25 protein-coding genes and 1 tRNA gene are annotated in these 22,423 nt (G+C 40.3%); 14 read left to right on the top strand and 12 right to left on the bottom strand.

Features of this window, described 5'->3' with window-relative positions; genetic code table 11:
* Positions 1-173 (bottom strand): Clp protease N-terminal domain-containing protein (locus Q0625_RS00595; RefSeq protein ID WP_298822988.1); only part of this gene is annotated, 173 nt, incomplete at its 3' end.
* Between the two features lie 254 nt (positions 174-427).
* Here Q0625_RS00595 and Q0625_RS00600 point away from each other — a divergent pair.
* The 5 genes from Q0625_RS00600 (at position 428) to Q0625_RS00620 (ending at position 4,185) form a co-directional block, all read left to right on the top strand.
* Positions 428-592, top strand: a complete 165-nt coding sequence (locus Q0625_RS00600; RefSeq protein ID WP_298822965.1) for a hypothetical protein — start codon at positions 428-430, stop codon at positions 590-592.
* A 10-nt stretch (positions 593-602) separates the two neighbouring features.
* Complete coding sequence (locus tag Q0625_RS00605; RefSeq protein WP_298822966.1) at positions 603-821, top strand: hypothetical protein; 219 nt, start codon at positions 603-605, stop codon at positions 819-821.
* Positions 822-1,257: 436 nt separating this feature from the next.
* On the top strand, positions 1,258-1,785 hold the full coding sequence (locus Q0625_RS00610; protein WP_009642032.1) for a hypothetical protein: 528 nt from the start codon (positions 1,258-1,260) through the stop codon (positions 1,783-1,785).
* An 81-nt stretch (positions 1,786-1,866) separates the two neighbouring features.
* On the top strand, positions 1,867-2,328 hold the full coding sequence (locus Q0625_RS00615; protein ID WP_298822967.1) for a hypothetical protein: 462 nt from the start codon (positions 1,867-1,869) through the stop codon (positions 2,326-2,328).
* Positions 2,329-2,358: 30 nt separating this feature from the next.
* Positions 2,359-4,185 carry a leucine-rich repeat domain-containing protein gene (locus tag Q0625_RS00620; RefSeq protein ID WP_298822968.1) on the top strand — a complete coding sequence of 609 codons (1,827 nt, stop codon included), beginning with the start codon at positions 2,359-2,361 and terminating at the stop codon, positions 4,183-4,185.
* A 39-nt stretch (positions 4,186-4,224) separates the two neighbouring features.
* Here Q0625_RS00620 and Q0625_RS00625 read toward each other — a convergent pair whose 3' ends face one another.
* The 4 genes from Q0625_RS00625 to Q0625_RS00640 all read right to left on the bottom strand — a co-directional run bounded on the left by Q0625_RS00625 (position 4,225) and on the right by Q0625_RS00640 (position 5,847).
* A complete protein-coding gene (locus Q0625_RS00625; protein ID WP_298822969.1) occupies positions 4,225-5,016 on the bottom strand; it encodes an ADP-ribosylglycohydrolase family protein in 792 nt (263 codons plus the stop codon).
* A 74-nt stretch (positions 5,017-5,090) separates the two neighbouring features.
* Positions 5,091-5,164: transfer RNA gene (locus Q0625_RS00630), tRNA-Ala, on the bottom strand.
* A gap of 163 nt (positions 5,165-5,327) precedes the next feature.
* Complete coding sequence (locus tag Q0625_RS00635) at positions 5,328-5,627, bottom strand: type II toxin-antitoxin system RelE/ParE family toxin (protein WP_298822970.1); 300 nt, start codon at positions 5,625-5,627, stop codon at positions 5,328-5,330.
* On the bottom strand, positions 5,608-5,847 hold the full coding sequence (locus Q0625_RS00640) for a toxin-antitoxin system, antitoxin component (RefSeq protein ID WP_298822971.1): 240 nt from the start codon (positions 5,845-5,847) through the stop codon (positions 5,608-5,610). Before Q0625_RS00640 ends, Q0625_RS00635 begins: the two co-directional genes overlap by 20 nt.
* A gap of 134 nt (positions 5,848-5,981) precedes the next feature.
* Between Q0625_RS00640 and Q0625_RS00645 the strand changes: the two genes are divergently transcribed.
* The 5 genes from Q0625_RS00645 (at position 5,982) to Q0625_RS00665 (ending at position 9,814) form a co-directional block, all read left to right on the top strand.
* The gene (locus Q0625_RS00645; RefSeq protein ID WP_298822972.1) at positions 5,982-7,256 is read left to right on the top strand and encodes a polysaccharide deacetylase family protein; all 1,275 of its coding nucleotides are present in this window, start codon (positions 5,982-5,984) and stop codon (positions 7,254-7,256) included.
* Between the two features lie 139 nt (positions 7,257-7,395).
* Positions 7,396-7,665, top strand: coding sequence for an antitoxin (locus Q0625_RS00650; protein WP_298822973.1), 270 nt, complete (start codon positions 7,396-7,398; stop codon positions 7,663-7,665).
* Positions 7,658-7,969, top strand: coding sequence for a type II toxin-antitoxin system YafQ family toxin (locus Q0625_RS00655; RefSeq protein WP_298822974.1), 312 nt, complete (start codon positions 7,658-7,660; stop codon positions 7,967-7,969). The genes Q0625_RS00650 and Q0625_RS00655 overlap by 8 nt, the downstream gene beginning before the upstream one ends.
* A gap of 59 nt (positions 7,970-8,028) precedes the next feature.
* Positions 8,029-9,300 carry a UDP-N-acetylmuramoyl-tripeptide--D-alanyl-D-alanine ligase gene (gene murF, locus Q0625_RS00660; RefSeq protein WP_298822976.1) on the top strand — a complete coding sequence of 424 codons (1,272 nt, stop codon included), beginning with the start codon at positions 8,029-8,031 and terminating at the stop codon, positions 9,298-9,300.
* Positions 9,301-9,310: 10 nt separating this feature from the next.
* Positions 9,311-9,814, top strand: a complete 504-nt coding sequence (locus Q0625_RS00665; protein WP_298822977.1) for a metallophosphoesterase family protein — start codon at positions 9,311-9,313, stop codon at positions 9,812-9,814.
* A gap of 17 nt (positions 9,815-9,831) precedes the next feature.
* Here Q0625_RS00665 and Q0625_RS00670 read toward each other — a convergent pair whose 3' ends face one another.
* From Q0625_RS00670 to Q0625_RS00700, 7 genes are all read right to left on the bottom strand, one after another.
* Positions 9,832-10,308: a hypothetical protein gene (locus tag Q0625_RS00670; RefSeq protein WP_298822978.1), complete on the bottom strand. Its 477-nt coding sequence runs from the start codon at positions 10,306-10,308 to the stop codon at positions 9,832-9,834.
* Positions 10,309-10,343: 35 nt separating this feature from the next.
* Positions 10,344-12,794 carry a primosomal protein N' gene (gene priA / locus Q0625_RS00675; protein ID WP_298822979.1) on the bottom strand — a complete coding sequence of 817 codons (2,451 nt, stop codon included), beginning with the start codon at positions 12,792-12,794 and terminating at the stop codon, positions 10,344-10,346.
* Positions 12,795-12,797: 3 nt separating this feature from the next.
* Positions 12,798-13,529, bottom strand: a complete 732-nt coding sequence (locus Q0625_RS00680; RefSeq protein WP_298822980.1) for a YggS family pyridoxal phosphate-dependent enzyme — start codon at positions 13,527-13,529, stop codon at positions 12,798-12,800.
* Between the two features lie 86 nt (positions 13,530-13,615).
* Positions 13,616-14,311 carry a metallophosphoesterase family protein gene (locus Q0625_RS00685; RefSeq protein WP_298822981.1) on the bottom strand — a complete coding sequence of 232 codons (696 nt, stop codon included), beginning with the start codon at positions 14,309-14,311 and terminating at the stop codon, positions 13,616-13,618.
* An 18-nt stretch (positions 14,312-14,329) separates the two neighbouring features.
* Positions 14,330-15,403 (bottom strand): hypothetical protein, encoded by a 1,074-nt coding sequence (locus tag Q0625_RS00690; protein ID WP_298822982.1) that lies wholly within the window; start codon positions 15,401-15,403, stop codon positions 14,330-14,332.
* 11 nt (positions 15,404-15,414) lie between these two features.
* Positions 15,415-17,232 carry a hypothetical protein gene (locus Q0625_RS00695; protein WP_298822983.1) on the bottom strand — a complete coding sequence of 606 codons (1,818 nt, stop codon included), beginning with the start codon at positions 17,230-17,232 and terminating at the stop codon, positions 15,415-15,417.
* Positions 17,233-17,600: 368 nt separating this feature from the next.
* A complete protein-coding gene (locus Q0625_RS00700) occupies positions 17,601-19,208 on the bottom strand; it encodes a hypothetical protein (RefSeq protein ID WP_298822984.1) in 1,608 nt (535 codons plus the stop codon).
* A gap of 159 nt (positions 19,209-19,367) precedes the next feature.
* On the opposite strand from Q0625_RS00700, the gene Q0625_RS00705 reads away from it, so the two are divergent.
* The 4 genes from Q0625_RS00705 to Q0625_RS00720 form a co-directional block, all read left to right on the top strand.
* Positions 19,368-20,825, top strand: a complete 1,458-nt coding sequence (locus tag Q0625_RS00705) for an aminoacyl-histidine dipeptidase (RefSeq protein ID WP_298822985.1) — start codon at positions 19,368-19,370, stop codon at positions 20,823-20,825.
* A 333-nt stretch (positions 20,826-21,158) separates the two neighbouring features.
* Complete coding sequence (gene bamD, locus Q0625_RS00710) at positions 21,159-21,959, top strand: outer membrane protein assembly factor BamD (RefSeq protein WP_298822986.1); 801 nt, start codon at positions 21,159-21,161, stop codon at positions 21,957-21,959.
* Positions 21,956-22,303 carry a DNA-directed RNA polymerase subunit omega gene (locus Q0625_RS00715; protein ID WP_298822987.1) on the top strand — a complete coding sequence of 116 codons (348 nt, stop codon included), beginning with the start codon at positions 21,956-21,958 and terminating at the stop codon, positions 22,301-22,303. Before bamD ends, Q0625_RS00715 begins: the two co-directional genes overlap by 4 nt.
* A partial coding sequence (locus Q0625_RS00720; RefSeq protein WP_298822989.1) for a flavoprotein occupies positions 22,269-22,423 on the top strand: 155 nt, incomplete at its 3' end. The genes Q0625_RS00715 and Q0625_RS00720, both read left to right, overlap by 35 nt.

The raw sequence follows: 22,423 nt of genomic DNA on the forward strand, positions 1-22,423 counted from the left end.
GTGGTATTGACTTGCAACTTTTTAAGGATAAAAGGCAGTACATTGTTATCTACCTCTTGTATTCCTTTGAAGATATGTTCCACTTGGATATCTTGTTGTCCGAGACCTTGAGCGAGTTGCTGCGCTCTCTGAATAGCCTCTTGGGACTTAATGGTATAATTATTAAAATTCATTTCTTTAATTGTTAATGGTTAATCACTAACCCTTATCTCAAGAATTATTCCAAAGTTTAAAACGTGACAAATTGTCAGTTTTTAAAATAGTTCTTAGAAAGAAAACAAATTTTAATTTTGATTATCAATTATTTGTGTTGTGAAAAAATGGCAGATAAATATGATATTTTCACTCTCCAAGCAAAAAATATTTTTAAAGACTTGTTTGTTTAGTAAAATGGTACTATCTTTGTGGAGCTAAATTTAGAACAAACATGTTATCTAATGAAGAGAAGAAAAGGAAGAAAAAACTACTAAATGATTTAAAATTCTATCTTGAAAATTACAAAGAAGTTACTTCAAGAGGACAAAAAATTAAGAATGCTTTTGATTTTGAGATAGAAAGAATAATAGAAGAATTAAAGGACTTAGGTAAGTAAAACGAATATTATGTTTGAAAAAGTAAAAGCACTACGCTTACAATACAGAGAAGCCCAAAGTGAGGCAGAAGAACAAGCCATACAGCAGGCTTTGGATAGTCTAAGGACAGAAGACCCCGAAGCATGGGCATGGGCAATGGTGGAGAATGCTAAAGAAACTGCAGAAGAAGCCAAGGCTCTTAAAGAAGAAGTAAAGACCAAAGAAGCCTTAGAGGCTGTTTTGGTGTGAGAATAGTAATGTTCAAAAAAATCTAAAAATTTAACACTTAAAAGTGTTTTGTTTTGAAAAATAATTTGTAATTTTGCCGCTGTTTAGTATCCCATTTAACTATGATTTAAAAAAATAACCTTTAAAATATAAATTAGCTTTTCGCTTTACAATTTTCCTGATTTCAGAAATACGACCAATTTTTTCAAAAAGTGCAGGAAAAGTAAAAGTGGAAATGCCTACGGTAGAACGTGGGCATTCCTTTTGCTTTGCACTTATAGCCTTTGGTCGGGCTACTGAAATCAAGTATGAAGGAATGCTTCACGTTTTTTTCTGACTGTAGAGCGATATAACTAAGTATATAACGTTATACGCTCTATCCGAAGAGAGCAGAAAAAGGTAGTAACCGAAAAACCTTTAACAGAGTAGGTATGAATAATTTATATTAAAAAGACAGATGAATAAATTTTTATTACTATGCTGCATTGCTATCAGTTCTGTAGTATATGCACAGGAATTTGAAATTTCTCAAGAAGGGATTTTAGAAAGAGGTACAAACAAGGATTTTGTTATAATAAAATCTGATGGAAAAAGTGCTAAGGAATTGTACAACAGTGCTGTAAAACATATTGGAAAGATTAATGGAAAGGTCTTAGAAGATGAAAAATACGAACGCCTAAAATGGCAAGTATATGTTCCTAAAATCACCTATATAGAAGAACTTTTAGCAAAGAACTATATAGATGCCTATATCACTATACAGCTTTCCTTCAAGGATAATCGTGCTAAGTATGAGATCGTTGCTGCTGATTTCAAATGCCCCGGTAATGGAAAAAACTTGGTGGTTCGTTCCTCAGGTATGTCAGATCCCTCTTATTTTATCTATAGAAGAAATGGTACTTTAGTGGAAACTCGAGCTAAAAGTGATATTGAAGATTTTTTCAAGCGAGATATCAAAAGTATTCTTGAACAAGATAATTGGTAAAAGAATTAGTAAAGTCGTTTGTTTATCCTAAAGAAACGACTTTACTTTCATACATAAGAGAAATAAAAACCACTTAAAGTCATGAAAAGTTTCTTTTGCTTAGTCTTACTAAGTATTCTGATTATCAATTCTTATACTTTGTTTGCCTCAACTCATATCACCAACTTTCCTTTAGAGAGAGGATACTTATCTGATAGTATTCCGAATGAAATAAACAAAAGGTTTGGAATCATCTTCCATTCCTTAGACGACAAGTTCAATATACTGGATTACAATCATCTAATCCAGACACCTAAGCAAGAGAGGGGAATACTAACCCAGAAAAATAAGTTCATAGATTCCTCTTTCTACCGCCATTATAGTAACTTAACCTCAATTACTATTCCCAATACAATTATTAGTGTTAGAGCACAATCCTTTAGAGGTACTTTTATCAAGAGAAATCTACCTCCACCAAGGGATTTTGAACTCATTAAGGATTGGGCGGGTAAAAATTGCTCTCTTTGGGTAAGTATCAATCTAAGTATAGACATGTTATACTAACAATAAAGAAATATAATAACCCTCACCAAGATGAAAAAACTAATCTTATCGCTGATAGTCCTTACAAGCTTGACTATCACCAACTGTAGCAAAAGTGAAGAAAATGCTACCACTACTCATGAGGAAAACCCCTTAAATCCTCAGAACCCACAAAGCCCTCAACGGCCACAAGTTCCACAACCTAATCCGGAACCACCTATTACCTCAGCGGACTTTACACTCAGTGAAGATGGGAAAACTCTTGTCCGCTGGAATAATACTACTCGTACTACCTTGGACATGAAAGCCCACCCGCTATTAAGCCAAGTAACAACCATTGATTCTTGGGCTTTTGAAGATCGCAATAGTTTAAAAACTATTGTCTTTCCTGAAACTTTAACTACTATCAAAGGAGGTGCTTTCTCAAAAACAGGCCTCACCTCTGTTATTATACCTGAAACCGTTACCTCTATAGGTAACTATGCTTTTTCTAAATGTAAAAATCTTATTTCTGCTTCTATTCCTAAGACAGTAACTAATTTAGGCGATTGGATTTTTGAAAACTGTGGAAACTTGAAAGAAGTAACCTTTGGACCTGAAACGCTCAAAGGTCATCTGTTTAATAACTGTACCAATCTCAAAAAAGTCACTCTATTAGAAGGAACAACAACCATTGGTAGTTGGGCTTTTGAGAATTGTAATGCCTTAAAGGAAGTTCAATTTTCCAGTACAGTAACTACCATCAATGCTAATGCTTTCAGTCGTAGTGGGCTAAGTACTATTACCATACCTGAAACCATTACCTATATAGGTAACTATGCTTTTTCTAACTGTAATAGTCTTACCTCTGCTTCTATTCCTAAAACGGTAACTAATTTAGGAGATTGGGTTTTTGAAAACTGTGGAAACTTAAAAGAAGTTACCTTTGGTCCTAAAACGCTCAAAGGTCATCTGTTTAATAACTGTACAAGTCTTAAAAAAGTCATCCTATTAGAGGGTGTAACGACTATTGGTAGTTGGGCTTTTGAGAATTGCAATGCTTTAAAGGAAGTCCTATTTTCCAGTACAGTAACCACCATCAACGCTAATGCTTTTAGTTATAGCGGGTTAAGCACTATTACCATACCTGAAACCGTCACCTCTATAGGTAGCTATGCTTTTTCTAAATGTAGAAGTCTTACCTCTGCCTCTCTACCTAAAAGCGTAACTGATCTAGGAGATTGGGTCTTTGAAAACTGCGAAAACTTAGAAGAAGTAACCTTTGGACCTAAAACACTCAAAGGTAATCTGTTTAATAATTGTACAAGTCTCAAAAAAGTTACTCTATTAAAAGGGGTAACGACCATTGGTAGTTGGGCTTTTGAGAATTGCAATGCCTTAAAGGAAATCCTATTTTCCAGCACAGTAACCACCATCAATGCTAATGCTTTCAGTCGTAGTGGGCTAAGTACTATTACCATTCCCGGAACGATTACCTATATAGGATCAAGTGCTTTTTCTAACTGTAAAAGTCTTATCTCAGCCTCTCTACCTAAGAGTGTAACTAATTTAGGAGATTGGATTTTTGAAAATTGTGAAAACTTGAAAGAAGTTACCTTTGGCCCTAAAACACTCAAAAATGCTCTATTTAGAAATTGTACTAATCTAAAAAGTGCTACTCTTTTAGAGGAAATTACCACTATAGGATCTTGGGCTTTTGAGAATCGAACAAACTTTACTACACTTACTATTAAAGCTACTACTCCACCCTCTATAGGAGAGATAACCTTTAAAAACACTGCTCTCACTCATATCTATGTACCTGCTGCAAGTGTAGATACTTATAAAAACGATAGAAAATGGGGCGTATTTGCTGACAAAATTCAAGCAATCCCATAGTCTAATTATATACCTTGTTACATAACAAAAAGAAGTTACCTAAAAAGGTAGCTTCTTTTTGTTGTTTTTTACTTTCTCCCTAAACTCCCATATCACTTGCTGAAATTCCTGAGGTAGGTAAGTAAGAGCTTGGTTTTCTATATCCTTGGGAATACCGTAATAAGCCTCGGCTATACCGCCTGTAATAGCGGCAAGGGTATCACTATCGCCTCCTATGGAGACGGCTAAGCGTAGAGCGCTCTCAAAATCGTAGCTTTCTAAAAAGCAAATAAGGGCTTGCGGAACCGTACCTTGGCAAGTTTCGTTGAAGGAATAGCTCACCCGTAGGGTATCACAATTGGTAGAGAGGTCATAGCCATAAGTTTCGGTGGCTATTTGCTTGATTTCGTCCTTTCCGCTACCGCTGAGCGCCAAGGCGATGGCATGAGCCACACACTGAGCGCCCTTGATCCCTTCAGGGTGGTTATGAGTACAAGCGGCACTAAGACGGGCGGCCTCTAGCACCTTGTCCAAGCTACCCAACCAACCGCAGGGAGCTACCCGCATGGCGGAGCCATTACCAAAGCTGTTATACGGCTGTGGATCAGCACTACGTATCCACTGAGCAAACCGCCCTCCATAAGCCCCCATAGGCGAAGGATATTTCCTACACCAATAGAGCAGACGATCCTTAAAAGATTCTTTTAGAAGAAGCGCATCGGCTATGGCGATGGTACATATCGTATCATCGGTAAAATCGTTACAAGGAGTAAATAACTCAAAATCAGTCGTGTGAATATTGGCAAACTCATAGCGAGAACCCACAATATCACCTATAATGGAACCAAGCATATTGAAAAATAAAAAGTAAAAGGTAAAAAGTAAAAATAATTTACCTATTATCTTTTACTTTTTACCTTCAGATGTGGAGAATACGGGATTCGAACCCGTGACCTTTTGCATGCCATGCAAACGCGCTAGCCAGCTGCGCCAATCCCCCATTATTTTCAGCGGCAAAGATACAATCTTTTTCTGAAACTACCTAATGTTTTTTTGAATATCCACCTAAAAAAGAGAAAAATCTTACCTTTAATTACAATAACTTCCTGTATTTAAAAGGGTTTATTTGAAGAATTACTGTTTATTTTTATATTGAACTCACGTTAATATAGAGGTTTCTGTCTATTACTTCTGAACCTAATTATATGTATAATTTCTTCTCCTTCCACTTCTTCTATCTCATAGAATAGAGAGAACTTGCCTTTTAGGATTAGCTTTTGATAGGCTCTTAATTCTGTTATATATCTCCCTGAGAAATTAGGATTATTCTTAATATCATTAATGGCTTTGACAACCTCTGCATGTATCTTATCAGAATATGTTGTTGACATATTGTGAATAGTCCAATAGCTCAAGATTTGTTCTAATTCATAAGTAGCTGTATCAGCCCAAAATACTCTCATATTTTTGCTTTACTTCTTTTAAAACCTGCTCATTATCTTTGATTCTTCCGTTTTTAAAATCTTCTCTAGACTGCTCTATACTTATCTTATCTTCCTGATAGACAGCATAAGGATTATATAGCGGCTCTACTTCTATTCCTATATCAGACAAGGCTTTGACTGCCAACTGATACTGATGAAAATCTAACTTTTCTTTTAGTAAAATAGTATCTGTCTCCATAATTATTCTATTTTTTGGCAAAGATACAAATTAATAACCAGTTCTCAAAGAGAAAAAATTTCACTATTCATCCATCACTACCCTCTATCTTGTCACTATTTTTTCGTATTTTTGTCCCTGAAAAAGCAGCCGTCATGTTACTGATTTATACGGAGAAGAAAAGCCCTCGCTTTATGTACATCTGTGAACATATTTTTGTCAAGATGTTGAGGCTTAACATTGAAATTACTACTGATTTGGAGACTTTCGTCAAATCCGACGAGAGCAAGCTCTCCTATGCCAAATCTCCTATTGGTAATGAGCTGTTTATCAAAAACTTTGGCCTACTCTACGAAAAGGGCGTACAGCCTGTGGAACTTTTTGTGGAGCAGTGGGAAGAAGTGCCTTATTTCTTCGCTACCAAGAAGGGACACCTGCCCTTTGATATTCTTTCAGCTTCTTTCTATCTGCTGAGTCGTTATGAGGAATACCTACACCACGAAGCACATCCCAACACTCCTTTTGCAGCTACCGATAGTGTGGGGTTCCAACATCATTTTTTAGAGATTCCTATTGTAGATATCTGGGTGGCTCGTCTTAAGAAAGCTTTGCAGGAGAAATACCCCACGCTGGAGTTTGCCCCGCGCGAGGGTGCCACTGTTTCCGTAATAGAAGTTCCTAAAGCCTTCAAATACAAGCACAAGGGCTTTATGCGTACGCTACTCAGAGGGCTTGCACTGCTCTTTACCCTCCAATGGTCGCAACTCTCAGAGCTTTGCCGTGTGATTACAGGTAGGGAGAAAGACCCTTATGATTTTTACGAAACCCTTATTGAGTATTTTCAAACTCATAAGCTATACCCGACTTTCTTTTTCCTATTGGGGGATTATAACTATTATGATCAAGGACTTTCGTATAACAATGTGAAATACAAATACTTGATAAAACACGTGGCAGACTATGCCATTGTATCTATCTTAGGTTCCTATGATGCTATTTCTCGACAGGAAACGCTATCAATGGAACGAGAACGTATGATCAATATCATCAACCGACCTGTCCGCCGATTCCGAGCCAATAACAACCTGCTGCCCTTACCTGAGCTTTACCGCAACTTGGCCGAGTCAGAGTTCAAGGAGGATTACACCATGTGCTACCCTACCCATATGGGCTTCCGTTCAGGTACTTGCACCCCTTATGCTTTCTATGACCTACGCTTGGAGGTACAGATTCCTATCATCGTGCATACTTGTGCCCTCCATTGGCAGCAGATTGATAAACTCTGTACTAAGGAAACCCTTTATGAAATAGAGACCCTAAAACGACATACCAAAGAAGTACAAGGTGATTTTGTTACGATATTCTCCCCTGAATACCTTTCCAAAGCCCCCAATCGCCTTTCTGTCTATAAGAAAGTGGTTAGTAGTTAGTAGTTAGTAGTCAGTGGTCAGTGGTCAGAGGGCAGAATTAGCTCTTAAAAACTAATCACCAAATTTCTTGACTTTCGCTTTTCAATTTCGTAAATTTGCAGGCTGAACCAGTAGCAAAACTAAAAAAACTAAAAACTTTATGAAGACAATCACTATAGAATTCAACAAAGCTACCGATTTTCATATTTTTGAACCTTTGTTTAGACAATTCAAAGTAAAGGTTCTTAATGCTAAGGAAAAGGAAGTAAAGGCTGCCATCCAAAAGAAGAAAAAGGATTTACCCATAGAAACTGCTACACCTAATGAGGAAACTCATAAAGCTTTTGTAGAAATGCAAGAGAATAGACATGCTCTAAAAGGATATACCGATGTAGATCAAATGATTAAAGATATTTTAGAAGATGAGTAGTGAAGAAACAGAAGAAAAAATAGTTTTTCGGCTTAAATATTCTACTTCCTTCAAAAAGGATTTAAAAGGTATATCCAAGCAACCTCAGAAACTTAAAAAAATCACTGAGGTTCTAAGTATTTTGAAAAATAAAGGAGTAAGTGGTATTCCTAAAAAGATGAAACCTCATCTCTTGACTGGAAATTATAAAGGCGCTTTAGAATGCCATATAGAACCTGATTTGCTTATTATCTGGGTAGAATATGAAGAAGAAAAAGAAATATCTTTACTCCGTTTAGGCTCTCACGCTGAACTATTTGGATAGAGCAGTTGTTAGAAGTTAATCATTATTCACTTTTCACTATTCATTAAATTATTATCAAAGTGTCCAACTTATACGAAAAATTCAAAGAATGTGCGGGAGTCGCTACTGATACCCGTAAGGACTTGTGTGATACACTCTTCTTCTGCCTCAGAGGGGAAACCTTTGACGGCAATGAGTTTGCACCTCTAGCCATAGAGAAAGGGGCTAAATATGTGGTAGTTGATAACAAAAAATTTGCTTCCCTACCACAGGCTATTTTGGTAGAGGATACTCTCAATGCCTTGCAAGCCCTAGCCCACGAGCATAGAACCCAGCTGGCTACCCCCCTTATTGCCCTAACAGGAAGTAATGGAAAGACCACTACTAAGGAACTGATATACAGCGTACTGAGCCAATCTTTCCGTGCACTCAAGACCGAAGGGAACCTCAATAACCACATAGGAGTACCGCTGACACTCTTACGCCTTACCCCCGATACCGATATCGCCATTGTAGAGATGGGTGCCAACCACCCTGGGGAAATTGCAGCTCTCTGTCAGATAGCCAACCCTGACTTTGGTTATATCACCAATTTTGGCCGTGCCCACTTGGAAGGTTTTGGCTCCTTCGAGGGAGTGGTCAAGGCCAAAAGTGAACTCTACAACTACCTAAAAAAGGCAGGCAAGCGAATTTTCTTCTGTCAAGACAATGAACTACAAGCAGATTTGCTCAAAGATTACAGTGAAACCTACTGCTTTTCTTTGGAGGGCAATGAAAAGGCTCCACTCCAACTCTCTGTTAAAGAGAGCGTACCTTTTGTCCAACTCGCTTGGGGAGATACTACAATTCCTACCCACTTGATAGGCAAATACAACGCACTGAATGCCGCAGCAGCCATCTGTATAGGTAACTATTTCAAGCTATCCAAGGAGGCTATCACCCGTGGGATAGAAGGCTATGTACCTAGCAATAACCGTTCTCAGTTTGTCCAAAAAGACCGTGGCAACCAAATCCTAATGGATGCCTACAATGCTAACCCGACAAGTATGCACGCAGCCATTGAGGCTTTTGGGGAGATCAAGGCTCCACATAAGGTACTTATCTTGGGCGATATGAAGGAATTGGGGGCTTATAGCCAAAAAGAACACCAGCAATTGGTAGATGATATTGCAGCCTACTCATGGGATGCGGTACTGCTATTGGGAGATAATTTCTACCAGACGCAAACTAACTTTATGAAGTTCAAGACACTGACCGAGATAAACGACTACCTCAGGCAACACCCTTTCTCTGATACCTTTTTCCTTATCAAGGGTTCCCGCTCTATGACTATGGAAAAAATAGAAATCTAAAACACTCACCGTGAAGATCTTACTCTTATCCGACACCCATAGCTATATGGATGAGGCGATCCTAAAACACGCCAAAGAGGTAGATGAGGTATGGCATGCAGGCGATTTTGGTTCCCTCTCAGTAGCGGAGTCGCTCCAAGCTGTCAAGCCCTTACGAGGGGTCTATGGCAATATTGACGGCACCGAGATACGTACCCTTTTCCCTGAAAAACAGGTCTTTGACTGTGAGGGTATGCGGGTGCTGATGATCCATATAGGGGGTTACCCCTCCCACTATGCCAAGGGAATCCCCGAACTACTCCATGAAGTAAAACCCCAACTCTTTGTCTGTGGGCACTCCCATATACTCAAGGTCATCTATGACAAGAAGTATCAGCTCCTACACCTCAACCCAGGAGCTATTGGTAAGTATGGCCAACAGAAAAGCCGTACCATGCTCCGCTTTGAGATTCATGAGGGTCATATCTCCCAAATGGAAGTAATAGAATACGAAAAAGTGAAGAGTGAAGAGTGAATAGTGAAAAGTTTTATCTAATGTAAGGGAACTGCTATATTTTTATCAAAATGAATAGTTCGAGGTTCTTTGGGAGAGCATTTGGTTTGATTCACCTTATATGATCTGATGCCCTTGAAATGGACTCTTGACAACATTGCCCTTTTATAAAAACTAATCATATCTATTTCTTGAATATTGTATTGCAAAGAGTCAGATATAACTAATTTGTAATTTTTATCAGGGCATAAAGGGGTCTTTAAAAAGAGGCTCATAGAACCATAATAGTCTGGGTCTGTTCCTGTCTTATTGTACACTCTTACCTCCTCTATATCTATTGTCTTTAGAAAAACATTAAGCGTATCATACTCATATAAGACAAATTCCTTTTTGTCTATTTCATGAGTTCCCCAATGTTCTATGTTGATGACATTGTAAGAGCTACAAGCACTTGTTTTTACAATTCTACAAGCGTACAATAAGGCAACTAAACTTAGTAAATAGAGGTATTTCATCTTTTAAGTTTTACTATGCTAACAATTAACCATTATCAAATATCCACATTATAAGAGAGCTGTACAGCTCGGAAGGCAGCTACAGAGAAAAAACGCTGTTCCAGCCGTAGGATATATTCCTTAACCCAACTTAGAGAGAGTTTGGGAGGAATCTTAAGCAAGATATGCTTGATATATTCATTGCGAATACGGGAGATAGAGGGAAACTCAGCCCCTAGAACCTCCACACCATGAGAGGAAAGTCCTAAGCGCAGGGATTCGGCAAACCAATGGCTACTCTCATCTATCCGCTGTTGTTCTTTGTGCTTGAAGATAATCCTTATAAGCCGGTAAAAGGGAGGATAATGGAAGTCCTGGCGCTCTTGTAGCTGTCGGGTAATCATCTGCTCGTAGGCACCTTCTTTTACTTGTTGCAGTACTTCTTGGAAAGGGTTATAGGTCTGTATCCATACCTGTCCCACACTGTCCTTACGACCTGCACGACCTGCAATATGCGCCAGCAGCTGATACCCCCGCTCAAAGGCACGGAAATTCTGCTGATAAAGGAAGATATCGGCATTCATAATTCCTACCAATCCCACTCGAGGAAAGTCTAAGCCCTTGCTGACCATTTGGGTACCGACCAATATATCCGTCTCTCCCTTTTCAAAATTATGAATGATTTTCTCAAAGCCATATTTGCCCTTGGTCGTATCCATATCCATACGGGCTATACGGGCTTGGGGGAAGATTTGCAGCAGCTCTTCCTCTACCTTTTCAGTACCTAAACCTTTGGTTTGTAGCGTATTGTGTTTCTGGCAAGCGGGACAACTCACAGGTTTGGCTATGGTATAACCGCAATAGTGGCAACGGAGTTGGTTTTGTAGTTGGTGATAAGTCAGAGAGACATCACAGTTAGGACACTGGGGAATGGTATCGCAGTGTTCACACTGCAAATAAGGCGCATACCCTCGTCGGTTTTGCAAGAGAATCACCTGCTTCCCCTGTGAAAGGGTTTGCTCCATTGCCTGAAGTAGGGTATCGGAGAAGTGCCCTTGTACCTCTTTTTTCTTGGTTTTCTCCTTCAGATCTATCAGCTCCACTTGAGGTGGTTGGGTGTCCGCAAAGCGCTCGGTAAGCCTTACCATACCATACTTTCCTGTTTGGGCATTGTAATAGCTCTCCGCCGAAGGCGTAGCCGAACCCAAAAGGGTTTTTGCCCCATGTAAGTGAGCCAACATCAGCGCTACATCGCGTACTTGGTAGCTGCCCTGCCCTTCGGCTTGCTTGTAGGAAAGATCATGTTCCTCATCCACAATCACCAAGCCTAAGTTGTGGAAAGGCAAAAAGACCGCTGTGCGTACCCCAAGAACAAATTGGGCTTTCTCTTTTTGAGCCAATACATTATTCCACACCTCCACCCGCTCATGAGTTGAGTATTTGTTGTGATAGACACTCATCTGATCCCCGAAGAAGTGCTCCAAACGGTTGGTCAGCTGTACGCTAATGCCTATTTCAGGCAGCAGGTAAAGCACCTGCTTCCCTTGAGCGAGGGTTTGTTCTATGAGTTTGCTATAAATCTGAGTTTTCCCCGATGCGGCTACTCCATGTAGTAGCACCGTGTTTTTCTCAGCAAATGATACTTCTATCTCCTGCAAGGCTTTTTCTTGAGCAGGGCTAAGAGTTAAGGTATCACTATCAGAGGCAAAGGATACCCTATCCACTGCCTCGGTATAGACTTCCAACACCCCATAGGCAATAACTTTTTTGAGTACTGCCATGCCCACTTCTGCCTTTTCCAAAAGCATCTCAGCAGTAATAAGGGTTTGTTTTTGCGCACGTAAGGCCACAAACGCCCATAGGAGCTTCTGTTGGGCTTTGGTTTTAAGTATATCTCCGTCCAAGAGGGCGCCAAGTGCCTCCTGCCCCTCATAGGAGGGAGAGAGTCGAAGGTATTTTTGAAGTTTGGGTTGGTATTTCTCAAAAATTTTCTCGCTGAGTCGCACTACTCCTTTTTCTATCAAGTGCTTGAGTACTCCTATGGGATTTTTCTTTTGGAGGATTTTCCCTACCTCCTTGGTAGAAAGTGAAGAGGCTTGTCCTAGTGCCTCATATACCAAGAACTCATCATCGGAAAGGGTATCGGTGGCTACTGTCTGTTCGGTACGCTCCACCATGGTCTCGCTCTCCAAAAGCAGAGAGGAGGGCATGCCTATTTTGAGTAGCTCACCAAAAGTACTTAGGTAGTAGCCACTCGCCCAAGCAAACAGCTGTAACTGCCTAGCAGAGAGCACAGGAGCCTCATCCAAGATAAACTCAATGGGTTTGGTAGGATATGAAGGAGTATGTTCATGCACCTTGATAGTAATAGCCGTATAGATTTTAGATTTCCCAAAAGGCACCACTACCCGCATTCCAGCTTGTAGGAAAGCGGCTTGCTCCTCATTGACCTCATAGGTAAAGGCAGGGCGCAGTGGCAGGGGAAGGACTACATCTATATAGTGCATAGGCTATGCTTTCTGCTCGTTCCAATAGTAGCTATCAGGGTAAATGCGTTGGCCAAAGATAGCTGTACCCACTCTAACGATAGTAGCACCCTCGGCTATGGCGATCTCCAAGTCACCACTCATGCCCATAGAGAGTTCATGGGGCTGTACATCAGGGAGGTTCAGGGCAATGATCTCTTGCTGGATACGCTTGAGCAGCTGGAAACACTTGCGTACCTTGTCCTCTTCAGCACTGAAAAGCCCAATGGTCATCAGTCCCCTGATATGTAGAGTAGGCAACTGAGCTACCTGTCGGGTGAGTTCTAAAGCTTCATCGGGTGCCACACCGAACTTACTCTCTTCCCCAGAGGTATTCACTTGGATAAATACGTCCATCTCACGTCCTGCTTGGGAAAGCTTCTGGTGAAGCTTCTCCGCCAAGTCGTAACGGTCAAGGGATTCCACACAGCTCACCTCACACTTGAGGATATCCTTGATTTTATTGGTCTGTAAGTGACCAATAAAGTGGTTGGTATGCGGGGTTGATTTTAGGACTTCGTATTTTTCCTTGAGTTCTTGTACCTTATTTTCTGCAATGAGGGTATAGCCAGCCGCTAGCGCCTGCTGTATGCGTTCAGTACTTACTGTTTTGGTTGCCAAAAGCAATTTGACTTCCTTGGGGTCTCTGCCTGCTGCCTTACAAGCCTCATCAATGCGCTGTTGTACATGCTTAAGATTTTGTATGATAGTATCCATTTGAATTTTGAGTTTTAGGAAAAGCAAAAATACAATTTTTAATTGTTAATTATCAATGGTTAATTGTTAATTATTCGTCACTTGCACTATTCATTAACCGTTACTTGCCAATATTCCTTAGTCTCTATATCCATAATAGTAAGGCGTTTGTTGAAGCCTGCGCCTGTATCAAGGTTCCATATATGGTGACGACACATAGGCTGATCTGTACCATAGTTAAGGGTAGGCGTATGTCCTATATAGATTTCCTTATATAGCGATAATCTTTTGGGGTAATAGGGATCGGTAGGAGGCATATCTTCAGGGGTGGCAAGGGCTAACTCCCAAAGCGTTCTGTCCCAATAGAAGTTTTCTGTAAAAAACTCATGTGCCACTCCCCCACGATCGGTGAAACCTGCATGTAGGAAGAGTCTGTTTTGCCCATCCAAGAGGTAATTCTTAAGTGACTGAAGGAAGTCAATATGTGGTTGCTTATCCTCCTTAGAGTAGTCTTTGTAAGCCTCTTCGGTAGCCTTGCCCCCGTGGGAACGCCAAAGGTCGGACATGGGTTTTCCCAAGAGAAAATCACAGCACAAAGCATCATGATTACCCCTGAGATAAATCACTTGGTGTGTCTGTTGCAGGGCAATAAGCTCGTCCAACACCTCAGGGGTATGCTTGCCCCTATCGGCATAGTCCCCTAAGAAAATCAGGAGGTCGTCAGCAGTAACTCGTGCCCGCTCCAAGACCTCAAGCAGTGCTGCGTAAGCACCATGTATATCTCCTATAACAAGTGTCCTCATAAGAATAGTGATTAGTGGTTAGTGGTTAGTGGTTGGTAAATTAATTGACTCATCAGCGAATGATATTCCTTTGCTCTTACATAAGTTTTTTACCTGCTCAGACATAAGGATAGCCGTGCCGTCAATGGTTTTTAGATTAGGCAGCTGAGAGATATCCTCCTCGGTAAGTGATTCTATGTCAAACACATCGTCCTCTCCATCCCAAAAAGGTATCAACTGTGCATATACTTCATTGCCTCCATCAAAATAGAGTTCTGTAACCAAAGCTACCAAGGAAGCGGGAATGGGCAAGTCTATAAACCATTTCTTTACCTCAGGAATCACTTCAAAGTAATACTCCTCTGGGTCTATGTCACGCTCGGTATAGTTTTCACAGAAATCATATACATCAAACTTGGGTCTTAGTACCTCTTGGACATACATCAGTTCCTGTACAACAGCCAATTTGAAATTAAAGCTCTTAAACTGCACACATTTTTCTTCTGTCAAAGGGAAAGCCCACTTGTTGGGATCTTTCTCCTTACTTGAATCAACTTCATTGGGGATATAACTCACCTCGTAATCACGAAAAGGCATCACCTCTTGTGCTACACGCCCCGCTATTGCTTTCTTAGAAAGGTCTTCAAGGTCATTACTTAGCTTTTCGGTATAGAGACAGCTGATATTCCAACTATCTAACGCTATATCAAGCCCGAACGAATCCATACTTTGCTCCTTGGAGATATAGGACAAAGGAGATTTTCCTGCTATGGTAAAATCCCCCGTAAAGAGTCCCTTAGGACGCAGGGCAAAATAATCAAAGGTTACCGTACGTTGCCAATCCTTATCCTCCGCTACCCTACAAGCAAGTGTGGCTAGGGTCCCGTCCTTTTTCTCAAAAGCATAAATACCCAAACTGTCCCATAAGTACATAGCACTATAAGGAGAATCCTCTTCCGTTATGGGAGTGATCCGAGGTTTGCCTAAGGCTTCTGTAAGGCGAGACAGGGAAAACTCTAACAAAAGTTCGTTATTGATGAGCAGCCCTGAATCGCTAACGTCTATATTGACCTGCTTTTTTATTATTGACCCAAAAAGATTCTTTATATTCATAAATCACAAAATTATTGGGCTTTGACCCAAAAATATTCGTTTTCTTTAGTAAAAAAGACATGCCATTGTCCATTGATTTTAAAGGCTTTTAGTGTGGATAGGCTATTTTCGCTTGACATCTCCTCTACAGGGAAATACTGGTATAACAAGATACTTTCCCCCTTTAGAGCCTGTGTATCTTTGTCAAGGCGCTGCATCTTGAGCCCTCTGAAAAAGCCATCATAATACTCATAAAAAGCCACAACAGACTCTTCGTCCTGCTCCATAATTCGGGTGTCATAGATATCATCCGGCGAAGATACACTATGCTTTTGGGAAGGAGAGGCAATAGAGTAGAAGTCAAAAGTATCATTAGCATCCATATCTCCATAATACTGCTTTTTCCCCCAGCTTAGATAAGTAGTTCCCCACTCAAATTGCTTTCCTAAAAGGGTCTTTTCAAGTAGCTTGGTAGCATTGCACTTTAGGAAGTAGACTCCCTTTTCTGTTTTCAACTGAAATACAAAGTCATCTGTCGCTCCTATGGCAATATGTTGTGTGCGGTGCTCTAACTGCTTAGGATGCCCCAATAAAGGGTTGAGCGGTATCTTCCCCTCTATCTTCCCTGTTTTAGTATCAAGCGTCATCACTTGAAACTCCTTTGTATCTATTTTTTGCACAAGGGAATACATACATTCAGCAGTGGTGTAGCACTGTACTATTTTATATTCAATATCTTGATAATAAACCTTACGATAAGACCTGTTAGGCTCAGGGGCGACATCAGCAGAGGCTATCTGCTGGTAGAAGAGGGAATCATTCACCCTTTTAGGAACATATTTTGCCCAAACAAAATGACTATTAAGCGTATATAGTGTATCATTTTGAGCATAAAAAGTCTCAAAACCAGTAGCATCAGGCTGCTCTTTCGAATAGATACGTCCTCGTTCTACTTTGTCATTTTGAACATCAAACACCAAGAGCTGTTCTTTGCCATACGAAGGATTCTGATGAAGACTATATACCTTTTGGGTATCCTTGTCCAAGGCATAGAGCCTATAGTCAACAATATCTTTCTCAAAATTTTCTATATGGACAGGTAGGTTTTGCAGCATTGGATAAGGCTGTTTTTGGAACCGTTGCCACCATTTCCGCCAATCTTCTTGGGTAGGCTTCTTGGGTAAGGGAACAATACTTTTTAGAAGATAGCTTAGTGAGCTTAACTTTTCTTGGGCTAACTCACTCATTAGCTCTTGTTCCTTATATTCCTTGGAACCTCCAACCATTTTCCCATCCTTATCCACTCCGTCCCAATGCATTATTCCTATGGTAGTTACTTCTTGTTTGCTAGACAAAGCCTCTATCCATTGGGGGATATCCCGAAAGTCATCTCTATTATTAATCTCTCGATAGTAGATAGGGATTCCTTTTTTGATTTTTTCCATAGGGGATAAGGGCAGTTCTTCAGGATAAGAGAGGGTTATTTTCTTGCCTTGCTCATCGGTATAGAAGGCTTTCTTAGTATAATAGACATCAGGCGCATTAGGAATCGGGAGTATCTCAAAAGAAATAGGGATATCGTACTTGTAGGTAATTTTGTCCCCAAAGAGAGGAATCAACAAGATATGAGAAGTCCCCAACCTCTTAGCATCCAAGGGGCTGAGCTTAAGGAAATAGGCGCTATCCTCAAGAAAATATACATTGCCTTTCTCTAATACAAAGAGTGCTTTTCGGATATTGCGATAGAGGTTAATCGTGCGATACTCCTGCTTGAACTCACCTGTAACTACGCTACCTTGTGCTAAAGCCGTACAGCAGAAGAAGAAAGTCAATATTATATATCTTATCATTGTTCTTATAATTATCTTAATATACTTTTGTATATGTTATTATTTTGCTATGTTTTCAAATAGGTGAGACAGTGTCTCACATATTCGAATGGAGGACAAAGATAATGAAAATTCCCCTAACTTGGTAAGGGAGTTAGGGGAATTTTTAGAGAGAAGGAAAGATTACTTTCTTATAAAAACTTCTTAGCTTCGTTGGCAATAGCAACAATAAGCTCTCCACTAAAACTATTACTTAGTTGGCGGGTATGGAAGGGAAAACTCTAACAAAAGTTCGTTATTGATGAGCAGCCCTGAATCACTGAGATCTATATTGACCTGCTTTTTTATTATTGACCCAAAAAAATTCTTTATATCCATAAATCACAAAATTATTCGGCTTTGACCCAAAAATATTCATTCCCTTTGACAAAGAAAGCATGCCATTGCCCATTGATCTTGAAGACTTTTAATGATTTTAAGTGTTTCCATTCTTCCACTGGGAAATACTGATATAACAAGGTGCTTTCCCCCTTCAGTGCTTGTGTATCTTTATCAAGGTGTTGCATCTTTAGTCCGCTGAAAAAGCCGTCATAATACTCATAGAAAGCCACAATAGCATCCTTATCGTGTGCTATTTCTTTGGTATCATAGGACTTATCCCGCAAAGACACCCTATGCTCTTTGGAAGGAGAGGTTATGGTATAGAAGTCAAAGGTCGTATCGGAGGTTATATCTCCATAACACTGCTTCTGTCCCCAGCTCAGATAAGTAGCTCCCCTTCTGAAGTCTTTTCCTAAGAATATCTTTTCTATAAGCTTTGAGCCGTTGAATTTCAAGTGATAAACCCCTTTTTCTGTTCGCATCAGTATTGCAAAATTCTCTGCGGCTATATAATAGCCCATATAGTTTTCTAATTCCTTAGGATTTCTCAGCAGTGCATTGACAGAGATAAGGGCTTGCGATCTCCCTGTTCGGGTATCTATAATCAGTAGCTGATATTCCTCTGTATTCCTCTTTCGGACAAGTATATACATATAATCATGGGTCGCGTAGGTATAACTCACACTATACCCCATCTCCTTGTCTGGGACTTTAGCACAGGATTTCCCAACCTCCAAAGACCTATTAGCTAAAGCTATTTGCCTATAGAAGAGCTTGTCTCCCTTAGGTTCGGGTACATATTTTGCCCATACAAACTTGTCTGTAAAGGTATAGAGGGTATCTCTCTCCACATAGAGTGTGTTGAAATTGTCCGCCTCAGGCTGCTCCCTTGCCCAAGTAGTTCCTCGCTTTACTTGGTTCTTCTGAGTGTCAAACATCAGTACCTGCTCTCCCCCATTGATATAGGCGGGTTTTACAGGAAGGCTATAGACCTTATGCGTATAGCTATCCAAGGCATAGATCACCTCCATATTTATATTGTTTTCAAAAATCTCCTTATGTACAGGGAGGTCTTGTAGGATAGGAAGAGGGTAGTTTTGCCACTGCTCCCAGCATTTTTCCCAATCCTTCTGTGTAGGATCTTCAGGCAAGGGAAAAGGGAGTAAGCGCCTTAAGAACCACTCTTCTGAACTGAGCTTGCTCTGTGAAAGTTCATTGAAAGGTGTTGCATTTTTGTATGTTTCGGTTACTCGCTTTCCTGACTCATCGGTATAGGTAGCTTTTTTAGTATAATAGCCCCCTGACACATAAGGTATAGGGTATAGCTCAAAGGTGATAGGTGTGTCATATATCAGATCAATTCCTCTGATAAAGGACATAACCCAAATGCGTTCCCTCCCCAGTATCTGGGCATCCTTGGGGCTGAGCTTAAGGTAATGCCCCTTACTATCAGGCAGGTCTATATTTCCTTTTTCCAATAGAAAGAGTACCCTTTGGATATTGTCACTAAGCCATAAGGAGTTGTAGTTCTGCTTGAACTCACCCGTAACTATTAGCTTTTGTGCCAAAGCCGTACAGCAGAAGAAAATAAAGAAACTAAGGATACATATTCTCATAATGATTGCTATTCCTTGCTTATTTAAGCTAAGGGCAAAGGTAATGAAAAATCCTTTTTTTATATGCTATTTGAATAAAAATTCGTAACTTTGCTCGTCTTTATATTTAAGACAGGCCTCAAGAGGCTCGTTAAGTATTAACTTTCAATCTGTTTTATAATGAGTACAACCATTAGAGAATTAGAACCAAAAGAGGTGTGGAATCGCTTTGCGGACATCAACGCAGTGCCTCGTCCCTCCAAAAAAGAACAAAAAATCACTGCCTTCATGGTGGATTTCGGTAAGAAACTAGGTCTTGAGACCACTTCCGATGCCTATGGAAACGTGATTATCCGAAAACCTGCTACGGCTGGATTGGAAAACAAGAAGCCTATCATCCTCCAATCTCACTTGGATATGGTATGCCAAAAGAACAATGACACGGTCTTTGACTTTGACAATCAAGGCATCGAAACTTATATAGATGGCGATTGGGTACGTGCCAAAGGTACCACCCTAGGTGCAGACAATGGTATGGGCGTGGCTGCCATTATGGCTATTTTGGAAAGCAAAACCATTGCGCACCCTGCCCTAGAAGCGCTTTTCACCACCGACGAGGAAACAGGTATGACAGGTGCTAAAAAACTTAGCTCCGATGCTCTCAAAGGGGAAATTCTTCTAAACCTTGACACGGAACTAGATACCGAAATAGAAATCGGTTGTGCCGGCGGAATAGATGTTTCCGCTTATTATGAGTACAAAGAGGGAGCTACCCCTTCCGATGTTGTGGCTTATCACATAGTGGTAACAGGACTTTTGGGCGGACATAGTGGTATGGAAATCCACTTAGGTCGTGGCAATGCCAATAAGCTCATGAATCGTGTCCTCTTCCATCAATATGAAAAACATGGGCTACGCTTGGCACAGTTGCATGGTGGCGGTTTGCGCAATGCTATCCCTCGTGAGAGTGAAGCCATCGTAGTGGTACCAAAGAAAAACCAAGCAGCCTTTGAAAAAGAATTCAAAGAAAACGCTGAGCATATCTTCAAAGAACTACAACCCGTAGAAGCAAACCTTTCTATCTCCTTCAAGGAAACCAAAACTCCTGAAAAAGTGATGGAAGCCAGCGCACAAGTGGCTTTCCTTAGAGCAGTAGCCGCTGCTCCTTGTGGCGTATATGCTATGAGCCGCAGTGTAGAGGGCTTGGTAGAAGCCAGCAACAACGTTGCCAATATAAAGGTAGAAGCAGGTAAGATAGCTATACTCTGTATGACCCGTTCTTCTGTGGAAAGTAGTAAGCAGGATTTGGCACATAGTCTCGCCGCAGCCTTTGAATTGGCTGGCTACCGAGTAGAGTTTACCGGAGCTTATCCAGGTTGGGAGCCTAACCCTAACTCTCCTATCCTACAAGTCTTGAAGAAAATCTATGTACGTCTATTCCAAGAAGAGCCGAATGTAGCTGCTATCCACGCAGGATTGGAATGTGGTCTTTTGGGCGAACACTTCCCTCACATCGACATGATTAGTTTCGGACCTACGATTCTTGGTGCACACTCTCCTAACGAAAGAGTAAGTATCAAGTCTGTACAAAAATTCTGGAAATATCTTTTGGAAATCCTAAAGAATACACCTGAATAGTGGTTAATGGTTAATTGTTAGTGACTAATAAAACTAACTGATTAGGATACAATAATAGACCTAACTAATTAGGTTACAATAAACCTAATTGATTAAGACGCAATAAATTGCGTCTCTACAGAAGAATACGCTAATAAGGAATTATCTTAGCTAGCGTTGGGGTAGAGATGTGAGTTTATTGCGTCTTAGAAAATTTAGTAAATAGCGCTTAACTATTAATTCACGTTATTAATTATTCACTGATATAAGTGCTGTATTATTAACACATTGATAATTTACAATTAACAATTAATAATTAGTTGGAAGTATCAAAAAAATGCGTATCTTTGCCCAATGAATCTAAAAGGAAAAGTACTGGCTTTTGTCTGCCTTTTCTCATGGGTTTTTTCCTCCTGTGGAGAGTACCAAAAAGCCATGAAATCAGACAATTACGAATACAAATACCAAGTAGCCAAAGCCCTCTATGAGAAGGGTGACTATACCCGTGGCCTACGCCTATGGGAGAAGGTCGTCGCCTATTATATAGGTCGTCCTCAAGGGGAAGAGGCTTTGTATATGTATGCGGATAGCTTCTATAAGCGAAAAAAATATTTGTTGGCCGCCTATCAGTATGAGCGGTTCTTAAAAAATTATCCTCGTAGTGAGAAGGCTGAAGAGGCGCTCTTCCTCAAGGGAGAATGCCACTTTAGGGAGTCTCCTAAGTACAGCTTAGACCAAAATGAGACTTACAGTGCCCTTGATGAACTACAAGAGTATATAGACCGCTACCCCAATGGGGCACACCTGAGAGATGCCAACAATATGGTATTGGAACTACTTAACAAGCTCCAACAAAAGAGTTTTGAAATAGCCAAGGGCTATGACAAGATTCGTGACTATCAAGCAGCTATTAAGTCCTTTGACAACTTCCTGATAGATAACCCTGGCTCTACTTTCCGTGAAGAAGCCATGTACTACCGCCTCCACTCGGCTTATGAGTTGGCAAAGAACAGTATCAAGAGTAAGGAGAAACAACGCTTTGAGGAAGCCAAAAGCTACTACGAGTCCTTTGTTCGTACTTACCCTGATACCGATTTCAAGGGGAAGGCTGATAAAATGTACCAAGATATTCTAAAGAAAATAAGTGAATTATGATAAATTTGAAACGCATAGATGCGCCGCAAACTACCGTTACTTATGACAAGAACAAAATAGATGCCCAGACAGGCAACATCTATGAAGCAATTTCTATCATAGCCAAACGGGCTTCGCAAATCAATGCTGAAATTAAGCGCGAATTGGAAGAAAAACTAGAAGAGTTTGCTATCAATAATGATAGTTTGGAAGAAGTTTTCGAGAACAAAGAGCAAATAGAGGTTTCTAAGTTTTACGAAAAACTTCCTAAACCACAAGCTATTGCTGTAAAGGAATGGCTGGATGGGGATATCTATTATCGTTATACTGATGAAAAACACAACAGTGAATATTCCTTCGCTTAAGGGAAAAAAGATACTAATAGGAGTAACCGCTGGAATAGCGGCTTATAAGATTCCTAACCTTATACGCTTGCTTGTCAAAGAACAGGCAAGCGTTAAGGTTATTATGACTGAAGATGCCGA

The organism is uncultured Capnocytophaga sp. (assembly GCF_938029845.1).
Taxonomy (GTDB): domain Bacteria; phylum Bacteroidota; class Bacteroidia; order Flavobacteriales; family Flavobacteriaceae; genus Capnocytophaga.